Here is an 18,753-nt window from a genome sequence, read left to right on the forward strand (position 1 = left end):
TCTTAAATGCCATTTAATTTTAAAAGCCATATTTGAATTTACAACCTATTTCAAGAAATATCATTAAATGACTGAATCATTAAAATGCTAAAGAATAACCTTTAATCATATTTTTTAGCGTAAATTTAGTTTTAAACCGTTATTGCACACACCTCAATACATAAAGGTAAGGATTAATCATGGGTAAGAATGTCGTAGTTTTGGGTAGCCAATGGGGCGATGAAGGTAAAGGTAAAATCGTTGATTTACTGACCGAAAAAGCCTCAGCCGTTGCACGTTTCCAAGGTGGCCATAATGCCGGTCACACCTTAGTTGTCGATGGCAAAACCACCATCCTACATCTGATTCCTTCAGGTATCTTGCGTGAAGGCGTAACGTGCTTCATCGGTAACGGCGTGGTGCTAGCGCCTGACGCTCTACTAAAAGAGATGAAAGCCCTAGAAGACAAGAACGTGCCAGTCCGTGAGCGCCTACGTATTTCACCAAATTGTCCATTGATCATGCCTTATCACGTGGCGCTTGACCAAGCACGCGAAGCTAAGCGAGGTACTGGTAAAATCGGTACCACAGGTCGCGGTATCGGACCAGCTTATGAGGATAAAGTTGCGCGCCGTGCAATTAAACTTGCTGACTTATTCCGTGATGACTTAGAAGAAAAACTACGCAATCTAATCGAATATCATAACTTTCAACTGACTCAGTATTATAAAGTTGACGCCATTGATTTTGATGAGACGTTTAAGCTTTGCCAAGAGTGGAAAGAAGAGATTAAAGGTATGGTTACCGATGTGACCGAAGACCTAAACCAACTACGTCTTGCTGGCAAAAACCTAATGTTTGAAGGTGCGCAAGGTACGTTACTTGATATCGACCACGGTACTTATCCGTTTGTCACCAGCTCTAGCGTCACTGCGGGCGGCGTATCGACTGGTACAGGTATTGGTCCATTGTATTTAGACTATGTATTGGGTATCACTAAAGCGTACACTACGCGCGTTGGTAGCGGTCCATTCCCAACCGAATTGTTTGATGATGTTGGTGCGCATTTGGCCAAAGTTGGTCATGAGTTTGGTGCAACCACTGGTCGCGCTCGTCGCTGTGGTTGGTTCGATGCTGAAGCCCTACGCCGTGCTGTGGTACTAAACTCTATGTCAGGTATCTGCTTAACCAAGCTTGATGTATTAGACGGTCTAGAAGAGCTATTAATCGGTGTCGGTTATAATCTACCTGAAACTGAGTGTGCAGGCGCCCATGATGCTGAATTCTATGAATCAGTAACGCCTAAGTACGAAACCCTACAAGGCTGGAGCGAGTCAACGGTTGGTATCACAAGCTATGATGACCTACCAGAAAACGCTAAAATTTACATTAAACGTATCGAAGAATTGATTGGCTGCCCAGTTGATATCATCTCAACCGGTCCTGACCGTGAAGAAACGATTGTATTGCGCGATCCGTATGATGCTTAATTAGTAAAACAGCTCTATTATAAGTTATTCATAAAACCCTAATGTTCAGCATTGGGGTTTTTTAGTAGCAATAAATCATAAATATTTGACAAATGAGCGGTAAGTTTTGGCTTTATGCAAGTGTCTTACCTAAATTGATGCTAGCATTTATAGCGTCAATCATTATATTGACATACTCCCACCACTTTCGCCAAGCTCAAGTGGGGAATTCTAAAAGCATAAGCTCTTAGGCGACTTTCTCACGAAGGTCACAAGTTTTCTGTTTCAAAGGGCGACCTTTACCGCGTCCTCCCTCCGCAGACAAAACGGCATGTCCTGCCGCTAATATATTACGAGCCGCATTAACATCTGCGTTCGTAACATACCTGCATTCGACGCACTCAAAGTTTGCTTGAGTGCGGCTATTTTCTTTGGCAATATGCTTGCATTCAAAGCACGTCTGGCTGGTGTAACGTGGGTTTACCTTAATGAGCAACCCGCCTTGCCATTGTTGCTTGTACTCAAGCATATTAACCATCATGCCCCAGCCTTGATCTAAGATTGATTTGTTTAATGCTAATTTAGCTTTGACATGACGACCTTTTTTCTCCATCGTACCGCTAGCTGATCTCGACATATTGGCGACTTTTAAATCTTCACAGGCAATCATGGCGTGGTTTTTGCTGATCGCGGTAGTGATTTTATGCAAGTAGTCATGGCGAATATTGGCGATGTGATTGTGTAATTTTTGAATCTTACGGTTTTGCCTTTTCCAGTTTTCACTGAATTTTACTTTCTTACTTAATTGACGCTGCAATTTGGCAAGTTTAATTTGATTGGCTTTAAAGCTGTTTTTGGGTTTGATGTATTGACCGTCTGAGGTGGTAATGAGTTTAGTGATACCTAAATCAATACCTATGGCGCTTTTAGAGGGGTGAGTTGGGTTCTCAGATAATGCTCGCTCAGTGCCAAACGACACGTACCAGTGACCTGATTTCTTGCTGATGGTGACGTTTTTAATGGTGCCGATGATATCTTGTGATTTTTTAAATTTCACAAAGCCCACGCTATTGGGTAGTTTGACGCGATTACCTTCAACACGGCAATATTTATCAAACTGAACAAGCCTGATTGAGTCGCAGCCATCGGATTCACGTTTAAATCTTGGCATCAGTTGTCGTAGTTGAATCTCTGTGCCATCACTTAGCTTAAAAAACTTGGGTTTTTGGAGCTTCTTTTTGTTTTCTTTGAGCCTAGCATAAACTTTAGGGTCGAAAAATCGTGACCAAGCAGAGGCAAGATCACGTACTTTTTGTTGTAAAGACACGGCATTGGCATGGGTTCTTAAGAAGTCAAAATCAGGATTGTTCTTTAGAACCATGATTTTATTAACTAAGTTGGTGGCATTAATAAATTCATTTTTGGCAAACATCTCAAATGAGATCGCTAGCATTTGATTCCAAACAAAACGTGCAGAGCCGACAAGATTATTTAGAATAATCTGTTGCTCTGCATTAGGCTCAAGCCTAAATTTATACGCTTTGTTGATTTTCATAACGCCGATTCATTTTTTTTGATATAATATAAACTCTAAAGTTTACAATAATTTATTTCAATATATTATTTGTGTAAAGATATAATATAATAAACGAAACGCTAGGCGAAATTCAATTCCACCCTAACATCAGGTGGAGTCCTTTTTCACGTTTTGATAAGCAATAATTCTGTTTTGGTCTGTCTTGAATTTATATTTATATTGATAAATCATGAATCATTTCAATAAGTCTAAGCCAATATAGTAGTCGGAGATAAAATGAGAGGTTCGTGATAAAGCGACTTCTTTTCTATTTCATTTCTTATTTTAGTTCAATTTTTTAACCCCTCATCCATTAGGAGCTTTTCATGGCTAACGAACATACTTTATCTATCATCAAACCTGACGCAGTAGCTGGCAACCACATCGGCGCTATCTACGACCGTTTTGAAAAAGCAGGCCTAAAAATTGTTGCCGCTAAAATGCTACAACTTGATGATGAAAAAGCAGGCGGTTTCTACGCCGAGCATGCTGAGCGTCCATTTTACAACGACCTAAAATCTTTCATGATGTCAGGTCCTGTATTGGTATCAGTGCTAGAAGGCGAAAACGCAATCGCTAAGCACCGTGAAATCATGGGTGCAACTAACCCAAAAGACGCTGCTGAAGGCACTATCCGTGCTGATTTCGCTAGCAGCATCGATGAAAACGCCGTTCATGGTTCAGATTCAGCTGAATCAGCAGCCCGTGAAATCAGCTATTTCTTCAATGAAGATGAAGTTTGTGCACGTACGCGTTAATAGCAGCAGTTATTGATAATCGCTTTGATGCTGGTTATCGATAATTAGTGTAGCAAGACGGCTTATATCTTTTGGTATAAGCCGTTTTAGCTATAATAGTTTGTTTCTACATTGAAATCCTTAAAGATCTGCCTCATTATTAGTTTTAAGAGCATTATCAATCCCTTATCAGCATATTGTCATGATATTTTTATAAAATTTATGTGTTTATAGATATCTTGATAAAAGAAGCGGATAAAAATGCGCTCATAACGGATTGCTTATGCATACATACATCAGATGTATGATTAACTGGCAACGCCCATCTCAATAATTGTAGCGCTTATTTTAGTGGCTGCAAAAAGGTTACCTATTATGTCCACTCTCGAAACTCCTATCCAACATATCCCAGCACAGACTGCTAAAAAGCCTGCCAATAGCATCAAGCTTGTCGATGAAACACAAGCAAAAACCAACTTATTGGGCATGACGCAAGCACAACTGGCCGATTATTTCAAAAGTATTGGCGAAAAGCCGTTTCGTGCGACGCAAGTGATTAAATGGATTTATCAGCATGGGGTGACCGATTTTGAGCAAATGACTAATTTGAGCAAATCCTTGCGTGATAAATTATCAGCCCATGCTTGTGTCACGCCGCCAAAAGTGATTCATCGTCAGTATAGCGATGATGGTACGCGTAAATGGGTCTTTGAAGTCACGGGTGGCTCATTGGTCGAGACGGTATTGATTCCGGCCGATGATAGCAAACTAAACGGCCGTAAGACTCTTTGTATCTCCTCACAAGTCGGCTGCGCGCTAGACTGTAGTTTTTGCAGTACTGGTAAGCAAGGTTTCGAGCGTGATTTAACCGCTGCCGAAATTATCGGCCAATTATGGGTGGCGAACGCCTCTTATATGAGCGATGACAATGACAGTTTGGAAAACGTTGACCATAGTTTATGGGAAAACAACGTCACCAACGTCGTGATGATGGGCATGGGTGAGCCTTTATTAAACTATAAACCCGTGGTTGGCTCAATGGAGCTGATGCTAAGCGATCATGCTTACGGTTTATCAAAGCGCCGTGTGACGCTATCGACTTCAGGCGTGGTGCCAAAAATGTACCAGCTAGCGCAAGATATTGATGTGGCATTGGCGATATCCTTGCATGCACCAAACGATGAGCTACGTAATGAGCTGGTGCCGATTAATAAAAAATATCCATTAGATGAGCTGATTGCCGCGGCAAAAAACTATGTTTATGATGTCAATCCGCGTCATAAGAAGCATGTCACTATTGAATATGTCATGCTTGATGGCGTCAATGATAGCAATGAGCACGCCCATCAGCTGGTGGCATTATTAAAAGATTTGCCAAGTAAGATTAACCTGATTCCGTTTAACCCGTTCCCGCATGCGCCGTATGATAAATCGAGCAATAACCGCATTCATGCCTTTAGCGATATTTTAAGCCAAGCGGGTTTTGTGTGTACCATTCGCCAAACGCGCGGTGACGATATCGATGCCGCTTGTGGTCAATTGGTTGGACAAGTGGCGGATAGAACGCGTCGTTCAGCAGCATGGCAGCAAAGTATTAAAGATCGGGAAATTATTTAATGCCGTTTTTATTGTCCAAAGTTAGGAAGTTAGGGTTAAATATTTGCTGATTGACAATTAGACAGGTAAGGCAATGAATTGAATTGCTTATCTGTCTTTTTCATCTCAGAACGGTAATAGAATGTAGTTACGGACATCAATAATAAAGAGCAGCACAATTAATATCAACTAAATTGTACTTATGGGTGCTAAATCTATTAAACTGATGCCTCGATGATCGAACGCATTGACCCACAGTTTTATGATGGCGGCTATGATGACTTTAAAAACTCTTTGTCAGTTCAAATATCAAACCTTACTTTCTCAATCGGCGCAGCAATCAGCTGTTAGTATTGCCCAAACGCGCGGCGCAAACGTTATTTTGTTAGCCAGTGCGTTAAGTGCTTTGTTGTTAAGCGGTTGTCAAAGTACGACGACCACAGACTTGATTGGTAATGCACCTTATCAAACGTCGACGCGACCGAGCGACAATCGCAATTTAGATCAGCAAGAAATTGCTCGCGTTCGCACGTCACTTGCTGCACAATATATCCGCAAAAATGAGCTCGATACCGCCCAGCGTCAACTTGAAAAAGCCTTTGCTGCCGATAGCCGTTATGCGCCTGCTTATGATATGATGGGCATTTTGTTGCAGCAAGAGGGCAGTCGCCTTAATCTTGCAAGAGCCGATCAATACTTTAAAAAAGCCATTGCGCTGGATAAAGATTTTGATCAAGCGCACAATAATTATGGTGTTTATTTGTCGCAAATGAAGCGCTATAAAGAGGCGGCGGAGCAGTTTGAGATTGCAGGGGCGGCGCTTGGCTATGAAGGCCGAATTGGGGCGTTAGAGAATTTAGGGCGTACCTATCTTCAGCTCAATGATCATCCAGCTGCTGCCAAAGCATTTTTACGCGCTTTAGATGGTAATCGCAATAGTGTGATTGCGCATATTGAACTGGTTGATTTGCTACTCGAGCAGCAACGTGTACAGCAGGCTCAAAGGCTTTATGATGAAACCTTATTACTGGTACAAGGGCAGGGCATTAGCCCGCGTCTGCTATTACAGGGTATCAAACTTGCCGCGGCACAAAATAACATAGCAACGCGCCAGCAATTGGCTCAGCAGCTTTTATCCGCTTATCCACTAAGCGATGAAGCAAAACAACTTAAGATTTGGCTTAATAATCCAGAGGCACCATGGAAATGACCACCCCATCATCAAACACACAATCTAACGCTCAGGGATCATTTGGTGCCATGTTGCAGCAAGCCCGCAAAACCAAACAAGTCAGTTTAGAAGAGGCTGCTGCCGAATTATTTATTTTAAAACGTCATTTACAAGCGCTCGAAAATGAGAATTTTGCGGATTTACCACAAGCGGCGTTTGCGCGGGGTTTTGCAATTAACTACGCCAAGTTTTTGGGTTTAGATCCTATAAAAGTAGCGAGCAGCTTTGATGCTGCTTACCCTAATGAGCTAAAAGCGCGCGCTCCTCAAAATATTGAGTCGCTACTACGCCCGATGGGTACCTTGCAGCGCGATACTCATAACCGTATTCGTTTTAATCCCTTATTAATCATCGCCGTGATTGGCGTTATTATTCTAGCGATTTTCTTATTTCGTATGGTGTCTAACGCCAGTAAAGACAATAATGAGCAGCCAGTAACGATCAGCGAAGATATCTCAGCACTAGAGCAAGCGCAAGGCGCAGCGATTGATGTTGATAGTAATGGCGTTGGTGCGTCTGGCTCGGCGCTGAATTTGGGCGGTGAAAGTACAGCTGCCGCTACGCTCGACGTGAAGCTGACCGATGCCGCTGTTGTGGTGATTACCGATGCCTCGGGTAGCAATCTGATGAATGGCTCGCAAACTGCTGGCGATTATAAGTTATCAGGTACACCACCTTTTAACGTACAGATTGATAATGTCAAAAATGTCAGCTTAATGCTTAATGAAGAAGCGGTGGCGTTAGACAGTTATGCTACAGGTACGCAGGCCAGTTTTGAGCTTGCACCTTAATATTTAACAGCTATTAAACTTAACAAAACGATTGTTCTTAACAAGCTGTTAGCGTTAAAAGTAATGTTGGTTTCCAAGTTTCAGTTTTAATTCGTTCCAATTTGTTCCAATGAAAGGGTTTGTCTATGTCAACGTCAGCGCCTATTAACCGTCGTCTTACCAAAAAAATATATGTTGGTGATGTCGCAATCGGCGGCGATGCACCGATTAGTGTGCAAAGCATGACCAATACCGATACTTGTGACGTAGAAGCGACCGTTGCCCAAATTGAGCGCTGCGTCGAAGCGGGTGCGGATTTAATGCGCGTGTCGACACCGACGATGGACACCGTCAACGCCTTTGCCGAGATTCGTAAGCGGGTTAGTGTACCCCTTATCGCAGACGTACATTTTGATCATAAAATCGCCCTAGCGGTTGCAGCAGCGGGCGCCGATTGTCTGCGGATTAACCCGGGTAATATCGGTAGCGACGCCAAAGTCCGCGAAGTGGTCGCTTGCGCCAAAGATTATAATATTCCGATTCGTATTGGCGTTAATGCCGGCTCCTTGGAAAAAGACATTCAGCGTAAATATACTGAGCCAACGGGTGAGGCGATGCTTGAATCAGCGATGCGCCATATCGATATCTTAGAGCGTTTAAACTTTGATCAATATAAAGTATCGGTAAAGGCCAGTAATGTATTTTTGACTTTAGATGCCTATCGTCTGATTTCTGCGCAGATTGATAATCCTTTGCATTTAGGCGTCACCGAAGCGGGCGTCTATCGTACTGGCGCGGTGAAATCTGCCATTGCCTTAGGCGGGCTGTTATTAGACGGTATCGGCGATACCATTCGTATCTCCTTGGCAGCAGAGCCAGAAGAAGAAATTAAAATCGGCTTTGATATTTTAAAGTCGCTCAATATCCGCTCAAATGGTGTTAATTTTATCGCTTGCCCAAGCTGCTCACGCCAAGAGTTCGATGTGATTAAAGTAATGACCGCATTAGAGTCGCGTTTAGAAGATATCCGTGAGCCGATGAATTTGTCGGTGATTGGTTGTAAGGTAAATGGTCCGGGCGAAGCGAAAGAAGCAGACATTGGTATTGTCGGCGCGGCACCAAAATCGCTGGTCTACCGTATGGGCGAAAAAAGCCATTTGATTGATACCAATAATTTGGTTGATGAAATCGAAGGCATGGTACGTGCGCATGCCGAAGATTTGGCGAAAAAACGTGAGAATGAAATCATTCGCGTAAAATAAGTCGCCCCCTGATTTGTTTTGCGATTAAAATAAAGCGCGATTATTAATAAAAACCGTCATTATTAATAAAAAGTATTAGAGATAGCTTGTTAAAAATTTAAGGATACGACCGTACTATGATTAAAGCAATCAAAGGGTTTAATGATATTTTGCCTGAGCAGTCCGCAAAATGGCTGCACTTAGAGTCGATATTGGCAGATGTATTGGGCAGATACGGTTATGAGCATATTCGCTTGCCTATTGTAGAGCAAACCGACTTGTTTGCGCGTGCTATCGGCGGCGCAACCGACATCGTCGAAAAAGAGATGTATAGCTTTACCGATAAGTCTGAGCCGCCAACACCATTGGCATTGCGCCCAGAAGGCACGGCAGGGGCAGTACGCGCGGTGATTGAGCACAATTTGCTGCGCGGCGATACGCCAAAGCTTTGGTATATAGGTCCGATGTTTCGCTATGAGCGTCCACAAAAAGGTCGCTACCGTCAGTTTCATCAATTGGGTGTCGAAAGTTTTGGTAGTGCGCTACCAGATGCTGATGCCGAGCTGATTGCTATGACGCATTTGATGTGGCAAGAGCTTGGTCTAAAAGATGAGATGCGCTTAGAGCTTAACAGTTTGGGCGAGCTTGATGAGCGTCATGCTTATCGCGAAGCATTGGTTGCATATCTAACTGACAAACAAGAGCAGTTAGATGAAGACAGCAAACGCCGCCTGACGACCAATCCATTACGTATTTTAGACAGTAAAGAGGCGAGTACCCAAGCGCTATTGGCAGAGGCGCCAAAGCTTGCCGAGTTTTTGGGTGCCGAAAGTAAAGCGCATTTTGAACAAGTACAAGCGTATTTAACCGCACTTGGGATTGAGTTTGAGATTAATCCGCATTTAGTACGTGGACTTGATTACTATAATAAAACCGTATTTGAGTGGGTTACTGATAAGCTTGGTAGCCAAGCGACCGTTTGTGCCGGTGGCCGTTACGATGGTTTGGTTGGTCAGTTAAAATCTATCGGCACCTCTGATGATAAAGCAGTAAAATCTGAGCCAGCCGTTGGTTTTGCGATGGGACTTGAGCGCTTATTACTGCTTATCGACGCTGTATCACCGATAGCAGAGTTGCCCGCTTGCGATATTTTTGTCGTCGCCCATCCAGAAGTTTATAGTGCGGGTATCAGTTATGCGCAAGCGCTGCGTTATAGCCGTCCTGACCTACGCGTAAAAATGGCGAGCGCAACCAGCTTAAAAGCGCAAATGAAAAAGGCTGATAAATCGGGCGCGGCGTTGACAGTGATTATCGCTCAGCAGGAACTCGATGATAATACCATTAGTATCAAAGACATGCAGACGGGTGAGCAAAAAACAGTCGCGCAAGACTGGTTGTCAACTAAAGACAACTTCGTTCGTTAATAAGCGATTGTGGTTTTAGCATTAAAAATTTCATATCAATTTTATCAGGTAAAAATATATGGCTCTGACACCCAATTCGCCAAATGCAGACAATTCAATGCAAGCGTTAAAGCAATATGGCAGCTATATTGTCACTGCGATTTTATTGGCGTTAGCAGCCTATTTTGGCTGGACGTATTGGCAAAATAACCATGCGCGCGTCGATACGGTAGCCGCCGACCATTATGCCGATATTCAACGTTTAAATGAAGAAGTTAGCCTGGCGTCACAAAATCCAGACTTAGAAGCAGAGGCACAAGCGTCACTGGCTGAGAGCCGTAAAAAGCTAGATAAAGATATTGATGCTTTAGTAAGCACCCATGGCAATTCAGTCTATGCGTGGCAAGCGCTGATGATTAAAGCGCGTCAGCAAGTGGACAGTGATGATTTTAAAGGGGCTGGCGAAACCTTTAAAAAGGCACTGGCAATCGATTTGGGTGATGCAGGCTTAGAAGCGATTACCCGTCTGCGCTATGCCAAAACACTATTAGCAGCGGGCGATGCCGATGCTGCTTTAACTGAAGCTAATAACGATATGCCAAGCTCGTTTGAGGCAAGCCAGCAAGAGCTATTGGGTGATATTTATTTGGCACAAGACAATAAAGATGCGGCGATTAAATCTTACAATAATGCTTGGGAATTGTTACGTAGCCGTCAAGAGACGCGTGCAGTATTGGCATTAAAGATGGAAAGTCTCGGTATCGTGCCTGAACCTATTGCGCCGCAAGCAGGACTTATCCAAGAACCTGCTATGCCTGCCCAGCCAGACGTAGCCGAAGGTGAAAATGCGGCAGACAATAGTAAGATAGAAGCTGGCGCATAAGCCAGTTGTTAAAAAGATACCAAAACCAAATATTAAAAAAATAGTAAAAGCGCTAATGTGCTAATAAAGAAAAATTGCAACACGATAAAACGTTGCACAAACCCTTTTAAAACTAAGTAGCGCAGTGAGTTAAAGAGGTAGTATCAATCATAAGTGCTTATTTATTATACTTATTATTGTGTGCCACTTATTTACTGCTAACTAATTTATTCATGATTACTTTATTGGTAGTGAGAACCTATAATGACTCAAGCTATTCGCTCAAACAAAACGATAAACGTTAAGACAATCAAAACGACGGCCATGCATGTCGCCGTCATCGCAGTGATGGCAACAGCAGTCGTTGGGTGTAATCGAGGTATCAAACCAGTCGTCAATGAGCCTGTAAAGTTGGTACAAATCGCACAGCCAATTAGCGTACTACAACCTGTTTTTAGTACCGATGTTGGTAGTAAAAAAGCCAGTAATAAAGACCCTCTTAGCTTGCAAGTAGGCTATGCTAACTCGCAAATCGTGACGGCGTCACGCGGTGGTGATTTGACAGGCTTTGATAATAAGGGTCAGCGCCTATGGTCAGTCAATGTAGGTGATCAAATTACCAGCGGCGTGGCATTAGACGCCCTTAGTCAGACGGCTATTGTGAGTACGCGTAGCGGTTTGGTGATGGCATTTGATAGTGCAACTGGCGCTAAGCGCTGGCAGCAGCAATTAACCGGCACAGTTTTGACCCCAGCGTTAATCACCAATAACCGAGTGATTTTATCAGCCAATGATGGTTTCTTGCATGGTTTATCGCTACAAAACGGTCAATCTGTTTGGCAGTTTGCCACCCAAGTACCTCCTATCAGCGTACGCGGTACAGCAGCGCCGACACTGTTAGATGATAAAACTGCACTCCTAGCAACGGCTGATGGTCGCTTGCATGCTATTACTATTGATAATGGTCTACCGCAGTGGTCACGCCGCGTTGGCGTCGGATCGGGTAGTAGCGAAGTTGAGCGCATGAGCGATGTCGATGGTATGCCGATTGTTGATAGCAATCAGCTATTTGCCATCAGTTATAGCGGTCAGCTGCTTGGGATTGATCTGGCCTCGCGTCAGGTTATGTTCGTCAATGAGCTTGCCAGCTTAAAGTCGCTTGCGGTCAATAATCAGCAAGTTATTGCTACCAGTTTAGACGGTAAGGTGGTCGCTTATAACCGCAGTAATGGCGAAGTGTTGTGGGAAAGTGAAGAGTTGACTTATCGTCACCTCACCAATCCTGTAATGATTGGCAATTATATTGCGGTCGGCGACTTTGATGGGGCGGTACATTTATTTGATCCTGCAAGCGGCAAAATTGTTAGCCGCGTGCAGACCAAAGGTGCTTTGACCAACTTGCAAGTACAAGGCAGTCTGTTAATGACCCAAAGTACTTCAGGACAAGTAGCGATTTGGCAATTAGCACGCTAGGTTTGTTATAAGGGAAGGCTTATTTAAACGTCTATGTTCTAAAGCCATGTTTTAAAGCGATTGGTTAAAACTAGGCGCAAAATGAGACGTTAAATAAGCAGACTGATATGAGAGTTAAAAAAACGCTGCTTTGTCAGCGTTTCGTGCCTTGTGTAAATTGCTTGTTTAAATAGTGGCTTTCGCGTACTCTATGCGACCGATACGTGGTAGGCGCTAATTGTATAAGTCATGACGATTGATTGGTCATGATGCTTATATGTCTGAATTATCTATACTTTAAGCGACATATTAACCATTATTTATAGCAACTGCTTAACGCAAAAAGCCCAGTATTATTTGCCATCGTTTTATCTTTACCATTTATTTAAACTCGCGGTCGAGTAGCGTTATTATTCTTAATATAAGTATGAACGCAGCGTCCGCCATTGTACACATCACTGTGTCTTTCACTGAGAGTAACTCATGAGTATCAAGCCTGTGGTCGCCTTAATTGGCCGTCCAAACGTCGGTAAATCTACCTTATTTAACCAGTTCACTAAAAGTCGGCAGGCATTGGTTGCTGATCTATCAGGGCTGACTCGTGACCGTCAATACGGTGATGCAACCTACGAAGACAAATCCTTTATCGTGGTCGATACTGGCGGTATTGGTGAGGCAGACGATGGTAGCGGCAATATTGATGACTATATGTCTGAGCAGTCGCATACCGCCATTCATGAAGCCGATATTATCGTTTTTGTCGTTGATGCGCGTGCCGGTATGATTGGTGCCGATGCTGAGATTGGTAAGTTTTTGCATACCCTTGGTAAGCCTGTTTATGTCGTCGCCAATAAAGTCGATGGTGTCCATGATGCGGCGCCGGCAGAGTTTTATGCGTTAGGTTTAGGTGAGCCGTATCCGATGGCTGCCAGTCATGGGCGCGGTGTCGGTAACTTGCTAGAAGCGTTGACCGCTGATATGCCAACGCAAGAAAATATCGTCGAGCCAAGAGGGCTAAAGCTTGCGATTATCGGTCGTCCAAACGTTGGTAAATCAACGCTGGTCAACCGTTTATTGGGTGAAGATCGTGTGGTGGTGTTTGATATGCCCGGTACGACGCGCGATAGTATTTATATTCCTTATAAACGCGATGGCAAAGATTACGTTTTGATTGATACGGCTGGTGTACGTCGCCGCGGTAAAATCGATGAAAAGGTAGAGAAGTTCTCAGTCATTAAAACCTTGCAAGCGATTGAAGATTCTAACGTAACCATCATTGTGATTGATGCGCACGAAGGTATTGTCGACCAAGACTTAAATATGATTGGTTATGCGCTTGATGCAGGGCGTGCATTGGTAGTTGCCATTAATAAATGGGACGGTCTGACCCAGGATCAAAAAGACTATATCAAGCTTGAGATGGATCGTCGCTTTAACTTTATCCCTTATGTCAAAGTACATCTTATCTCAGCGCTACACGGCACTGGCGTAGGTAATTTATACCCATCTATCTTGCGCGCTTATCAGTCGTCGATGTTTGAGGTATCAACCAACCGTTTGACGCAGATTTTACAAGATGCGGTCACGGCAAATCCGCCGCCAACGGTTGCTGGTCGCCGTATTAAGCTACGTTTTGCGCATATTGGTGGTCATAATCCGCCGGTGATTGTGATTCATGGTAACCAAACGTCTGCGCTACCAAAAAGCTATCAGCGTTATCTTGAAAACCAATTCCGTCAAGTCTTTAAGCTTGAAGGCACACCGCTGAATGTTATATTTAAGCAAAATGAAAACCCGTACGCCAATAAAAGCGATACACCAACCAAAGCAAAAGCGCAGCAATTACGCCAACGTGAACGCAATCGCGCGCAAAAATTTACCACCAAAGATAAGCCCAGATTTACCAATAAAGATAAAAAGCGTTAATTTTGCCAGATAGTGAGTGTCTTTATTTTTTTAGCAAATAAAGAACATTTTATTTTAACTTTGCTGTTTTTCGATTCTTAGCTTTTTCTGTAGTATAAAATGCCATGATGGCTATATCAGTCGTCATGGCATTTTTTAATTTAAGACTGTGTTAAGTTACATTAAAATGTCGCATTATCCTTATCCTCTCTATAATATATCTATATTATAATTACAAGTTGTCTTCACTCAGTTGAGTCATATGAACAACCGCTCCCCAAAAACCTTACCCATGCTTATTTGGCAATCTATCATGCAGACCATGATTTTGGCTGTATTGGCAGGTTTTTTATTGTCTTTTGTTTATGGCTTGGTGCAGCATTATAAGGAAGAACGTCGGCATACTCAGCAGTTGGCGAACCTTTTGACGCTTAGCGCGGCGAGCGTAGATGGCGATGAGGTAGTCGCTGATCAAGTGCGTTTTTTGTTAGAAAATGAGCAAAACATCGAAAGTATTTTGTTTTATACCACCTCGCAGCCAATTGCTGATAGCAATCTGTCAAAAGACGATTGGAAAAATGCTTTATTTGCCAATGCGGTCAGCTTTAATTATCCGGTCGTCGGTGACTATGTTGATGGTACTAGCACACTTTCTATCGGTAGTGATACGCTAAACGGCGAGCAGAAAAATTTTACGACTTTGACCACCATCAATACTAACTCAAACTCAGAGAGCGACCCTATAAGCGACTCAGTGAGCGAAATGTCGTCTGATACCGCCTTGGTTGGCTATATCAATATTACTTTAAATGTGGCAGCGCTGCGGACAGATTGGGTTCAAAGCAATTTATGGCTGTGGTTAATGACAACGTCATTGGCGATTATCTGGGCGTTGTTTATTCTGCGCAAACTAAACTGGCCATCAAAAGATATCGCCGCGCTAACCGAAGTTTGCGATATTGTGCTAAAAAACCCTGAGCTTGAGCAGCTACCGGCGATTCCGCAGCGCTTTAAATTTGAAGAATTGGTACAGATTAAGCAGGCTTTTATCACTTTGTTTAATCGCCTGCAAGCGTCGAAACAAGATTATGCAGCGCTGGCCGTGTTTGAGCAGCAGTTGCATCAAAAAGATTTATCGCTTGATGTGCAGTTGCATAATTTTCAAAGCATGATAACCCATGAGCTAAAAACTTCCCTAAATGCCATCGTTGGCGGCTTACAGCTATTAGAAGGTGAACAGCTAAATGCTGAGCAAAAAGACGCGGTTGAGATTATTCACAATGGCAGTGATAAATTGGTATTGGCGCTCAATCAAATTATACAACTGAATCAAATCCAAAAAGGGCAAATCAGCCTACAAATCAGTGAGTTTAATCCGCTGCAATTAATTTCAGACCTATTGGCCGAATATGAACCTATTGCCAAGCAGAAAGGTTTGGATTTGAGCAGTCATATTCATCATATTGATTATAGCCTCGAAGGCGACGCCGAAAAAATTCAGCAGATACTGTCGATCCTACTGAGTAACGCCATTAAGTTTACCCCAACAGGGCAAGTAAGCATTACCTCGCAGCTGACCCATTTCGACCACAGCAATCGCTGGCAGATACGGATAAAAGATAGCGGTATCGGTATTGACAGCAGTTTTATAGAAGATATTTTTAATCCGTTTTTTCAGGTAGATTCATCGCAGACCCGTCAGTATGAAGGCACAGGTATAGGCTTGCCAGTCGTCAAGCAAATGGCGCAACTGATGGGTGCTAGTGTCGAGGTGAGTAGTACGCTAGGGGTCGGGACAGAATTTATAGTTACTATGCAGCTGTCCAATCAGCGTCAATCGCGGCAGCAATACCTGCTGTCTGGACTCGACGTAATGTATTACTACTATCAAGATAGCGGCGCTTTGCTAGAGGAATTACAACGACTAGGGGCACGTGTCACCTGCTATCAACATGAACAGCTGGTCATTGATGATATAAACGATAAAAATTTCGATATGGTGATGTTTGCTGAAGACGTATTACCAAGTAGTGCTGAAGCCTTGGCAAGGCGTATTCGTGCTTCTGAGACCGATCATCGTGCTTTGTTGGTGTATTGGTATTCGCAGCAGCAGGCGCTACATTTGGATAGTTTTGAGCACGGATTAAAAGCTGCTGGAGTTGATTACTGTCAGGTAGCGAACTATGAAGACAAAGCGCTGAGTAATTTGCTAAAAAGCTGGCTGGTTTGGTCTTAAATATGACGGTGTTCATGAGGCTAAAGATAAAAAAAGACCGATAAAAAAGACGCCCATCAAATGCGTCTTTTTTATATTAAACTCGCTAATCACTGTTATCTAATATCAAATGGCTTTTAGAACCAATTGTTAAGCTAAAGATTTAAGACAAGTGCTTAAAACAAGTTTTGTGCCCAGCGCGTGAAACGTTGCCAAATACGGCTCATAAATCCTGATTGTTCGATATCGCTCGTAGCAACGACAGGAACTGAGGCAACTGCTTTACCATCAATTACCGCCATCATTTTGCCAATTTCTTGACCTTTTTTGATAGGAGCTTCTAAGCTTTCAGGAATATCGACCACGGTGGTGATTTTATTCTTTTGGGTTTTGCTGGTCAAAATCTGCAAACTGTCACCGGTTGTCAACTCCACTTCTTTTGCTTCGCCAAACCAAACCGGTACTTTACTGACGAATTGGCCAGCCGGCGCTTTAGTGACGGTGGTAAAGTGGCCAAAGCCCCAGTTTAGCAACTCACGTGACTGATCGGCGCGCGCTTGTTGACTTTTTGTGCCCATAATGACAGAGATAAGGCGCATATCGTCACGCTTACTTGACGCTGCTAAGCAATAGCCTGCGGCGTCAGTATGACCTGTTTTTAAGCCATCAACCGTCGGGTCGGTCGCAAGTAGGGCGTTACGGTTACCCTGCGTGATACCGTTATAGGTAAACTCTTTTTCCGAATAAAGACCATAATAGTCGCCACTGTTTTTGATAATAGCACGCGAAAGTTTTGCTAGGTCTAAAGCTGATGCTTCATGACCTTCATCGGGCATACCTGTGGCATTGACAAAATGGGTATTCTTCATGCCGATTTTTTCGGCTTCTTCATTCATCAAAATCGCAAACGAAGCTTCGCTACCAGCGATGTGTTCGGCCATCGCTTTTGAAGCATCGTTACCTGATTGAATGATGATGCCGCGTAGCATATCAATCACGCTGGCAGATTTATTGACCGGTACATACATACACGACTCACTGCTACTACCGCGGCACCAAGCATTGGCGCTCATCAATACTTGCTCGTCTTCTTTGAGATCACCTGATGCTAAGCGCTGCTCAATCATGTAGCTGGTCATCATCTTTGTCAAAGACGCTGGTGGCAGTGGTTGATTGGCGTTTTTCTGCGCCAGTATCTCACCCGTGTTATAGTCCATTAATACATAGGCGGTATTGTCCATTTCAGGAGGCTGAATGGCTGCGCCCGCCATCATTGCACTCATAGAAACACTAACGCCCACTACCAGCTGTACCAGCTGTTTTTTCACATGCTTTACTATCATAGATTGTTACACCGCATCATAAAACCAAATGTATCTATCGCTGCTATCACAGGCTAAATCTCAATTTAATCTAACATAAGCGCTTTAAATTTAAGCGTCAGAACAGATTTTTGCTGAAAGCCTTGACGACTGAGCGATGGACATAAAATTAACGCCTTATCTTAGCAAAATGCCGCTCGATGGGGAAATGATAAATAAAATAAAATCACTCACAATTAGAAATTGGATTTATAGCAACCTTTTTAATATCCATAAAAAAACTTGCTGTATCGTCTGCTATGAGCGGACGATACAGCAAGCTGATTTTGCAATATAAATGTAGTCTTTAATAAACCCAGTATAGGCTTAATGCAGATTCTTATTTAAAATTTATAAGAGCAATTACTAAAAGCTAATTATTAATAATCTTTGCCTAGCATCTATCACGTCATAATAACCAGATTTTATTGTCGTTAATAGTAAAGGTATTTATTTACGTTGACCATATGCTAGGTTTTATCGGATTTACTTTTCTATCGAAACGGATTAATGATATTCAGCATTGGCCAAATCTTCGCATAAGGCTTTGTTCTCTTGTTTTGAGAAGCCCATGGTCCAACTACGAATACCTTGCAGAATTTGACGATAATCTTGCTGCGTAGACAAGTATTGAATAGCCGCTTTTGGATCCTCTAACGATGGCATCAATTCATGCAGCTGCACGTTATAAGATTTATAAAAGCGCTGTTTTTGTTTGCCAGTTAACATCGGCGGGCAAATCTCTGATAACACATGCATCACCGCAATTTCATGCTTAGTGATATTAATGCCTGATAAATCTACTGGAATGGTAGTCGACGCATTGGACGCAGCTTGAGTCGCTTGAGACAGCATAGCAATAGACGTTATCAGTCCTGCAAGACCAACTTTTGAGGCGGTCTTTGCTATCACAGAAGCTATAGATAATATCGATTGATTTTTCATTCAGTATTACA

General features: G+C 43.0%; 14 protein-coding genes. 11 read left to right on the top strand and 3 right to left on the bottom strand.

Going from position 1 to position 18,753, the window contains the following annotated elements:
• The first annotated feature begins 179 nt into the window (after positions 1 to 179).
• Positions 180 to 1,469: an adenylosuccinate synthase gene (locus AB8P72_RS03550; RefSeq protein WP_369958008.1), complete on the top strand. Its 1,290-nt coding sequence runs from the start codon at positions 180 to 182 to the stop codon at positions 1,467 to 1,469.
• Between the two features lie 226 nt (positions 1,470 to 1,695).
• Here AB8P72_RS03550 and AB8P72_RS03555 read toward each other — a convergent pair whose 3' ends face one another.
• On the bottom strand, positions 1,696 to 3,003 hold the full coding sequence (locus AB8P72_RS03555; RefSeq protein ID WP_369958010.1) for an RNA-guided endonuclease InsQ/TnpB family protein: 1,308 nt from the start codon (positions 3,001 to 3,003) through the stop codon (positions 1,696 to 1,698).
• Positions 3,004 to 3,350: 347 nt separating this feature from the next.
• Here AB8P72_RS03555 and ndk point away from each other — a divergent pair, with 347 nt between their 5' ends.
• The 10 genes from ndk to AB8P72_RS03605 all read left to right on the top strand — a co-directional run bounded on the left by ndk (position 3,351) and on the right by AB8P72_RS03605 (position 16,457).
• The gene (gene ndk, locus AB8P72_RS03560; protein WP_369958011.1) at positions 3,351 to 3,782 is read left to right on the top strand and encodes a nucleoside-diphosphate kinase; all 432 of its coding nucleotides are present in this window, start codon (positions 3,351 to 3,353) and stop codon (positions 3,780 to 3,782) included.
• Positions 3,783 to 4,136: 354 nt separating this feature from the next.
• Positions 4,137 to 5,378, top strand: coding sequence for a 23S rRNA (adenine(2503)-C(2))-methyltransferase RlmN (rlmN, locus tag AB8P72_RS03565; protein WP_369958012.1), 1,242 nt, complete (start codon positions 4,137 to 4,139; stop codon positions 5,376 to 5,378).
• 253 nt (positions 5,379 to 5,631) lie between these two features.
• Complete coding sequence (pilW, locus tag AB8P72_RS03570) at positions 5,632 to 6,567, top strand: type IV pilus biogenesis/stability protein PilW (RefSeq protein ID WP_369958013.1); 936 nt, start codon at positions 5,632 to 5,634, stop codon at positions 6,565 to 6,567.
• The gene (locus AB8P72_RS03575) at positions 6,564 to 7,379 is read left to right on the top strand and encodes a helix-turn-helix domain-containing protein (RefSeq protein WP_369958014.1); all 816 of its coding nucleotides are present in this window, start codon (positions 6,564 to 6,566) and stop codon (positions 7,377 to 7,379) included. The genes pilW and AB8P72_RS03575 overlap by 4 nt, the downstream gene beginning before the upstream one ends.
• Before the next feature lie 125 nt (positions 7,380 to 7,504).
• Positions 7,505 to 8,620 carry a flavodoxin-dependent (E)-4-hydroxy-3-methylbut-2-enyl-diphosphate synthase gene (gene ispG / locus AB8P72_RS03580; protein WP_068407683.1) on the top strand — a complete coding sequence of 372 codons (1,116 nt, stop codon included), beginning with the start codon at positions 7,505 to 7,507 and terminating at the stop codon, positions 8,618 to 8,620.
• Between the two features lie 116 nt (positions 8,621 to 8,736).
• Positions 8,737 to 10,023, top strand: a complete 1,287-nt coding sequence (gene hisS / locus AB8P72_RS03585) for a histidine--tRNA ligase (RefSeq protein ID WP_288727750.1) — start codon at positions 8,737 to 8,739, stop codon at positions 10,021 to 10,023.
• A gap of 58 nt (positions 10,024 to 10,081) precedes the next feature.
• Positions 10,082 to 10,885, top strand: a complete 804-nt coding sequence (locus AB8P72_RS03590) for a YfgM family protein (protein ID WP_369958015.1) — start codon at positions 10,082 to 10,084, stop codon at positions 10,883 to 10,885.
• A gap of 243 nt (positions 10,886 to 11,128) precedes the next feature.
• The gene (bamB, locus tag AB8P72_RS03595; protein WP_369958016.1) at positions 11,129 to 12,337 is read left to right on the top strand and encodes an outer membrane protein assembly factor BamB; all 1,209 of its coding nucleotides are present in this window, start codon (positions 11,129 to 11,131) and stop codon (positions 12,335 to 12,337) included.
• Between the two features lie 462 nt (positions 12,338 to 12,799).
• Positions 12,800 to 14,242, top strand: a complete 1,443-nt coding sequence (gene der / locus AB8P72_RS03600) for a ribosome biogenesis GTPase Der (protein WP_369958017.1) — start codon at positions 12,800 to 12,802, stop codon at positions 14,240 to 14,242.
• 241 nt (positions 14,243 to 14,483) lie between these two features.
• Positions 14,484 to 16,457 (top strand): sensor histidine kinase, encoded by a 1,974-nt coding sequence (locus AB8P72_RS03605; RefSeq protein WP_369958018.1) that lies wholly within the window; start codon positions 14,484 to 14,486, stop codon positions 16,455 to 16,457.
• A gap of 155 nt (positions 16,458 to 16,612) precedes the next feature.
• On the opposite strand, the gene AB8P72_RS03610 is transcribed toward AB8P72_RS03605, so the two are convergent.
• Together AB8P72_RS03610 and AB8P72_RS03615 are read right to left on the bottom strand one after the other, a co-directional pair.
• On the bottom strand, positions 16,613 to 17,779 hold the full coding sequence (locus AB8P72_RS03610) for a D-alanyl-D-alanine carboxypeptidase family protein (protein ID WP_369958019.1): 1,167 nt from the start codon (positions 17,777 to 17,779) through the stop codon (positions 16,613 to 16,615).
• Between the two features lie 525 nt (positions 17,780 to 18,304).
• Positions 18,305 to 18,742: an MCR_0457 family protein gene (locus AB8P72_RS03615; RefSeq protein ID WP_068406636.1), complete on the bottom strand. Its 438-nt coding sequence runs from the start codon at positions 18,740 to 18,742 to the stop codon at positions 18,305 to 18,307.
• Positions 18,743 to 18,753 lie beyond the last annotated feature (11 nt).

Origin of the sequence: Psychrobacter sp. CLB018, assembly GCF_041222815.1 — a bacterium.
GTDB lineage: Bacteria > Pseudomonadota > Gammaproteobacteria > Pseudomonadales > Moraxellaceae > Psychrobacter > Psychrobacter faecalis.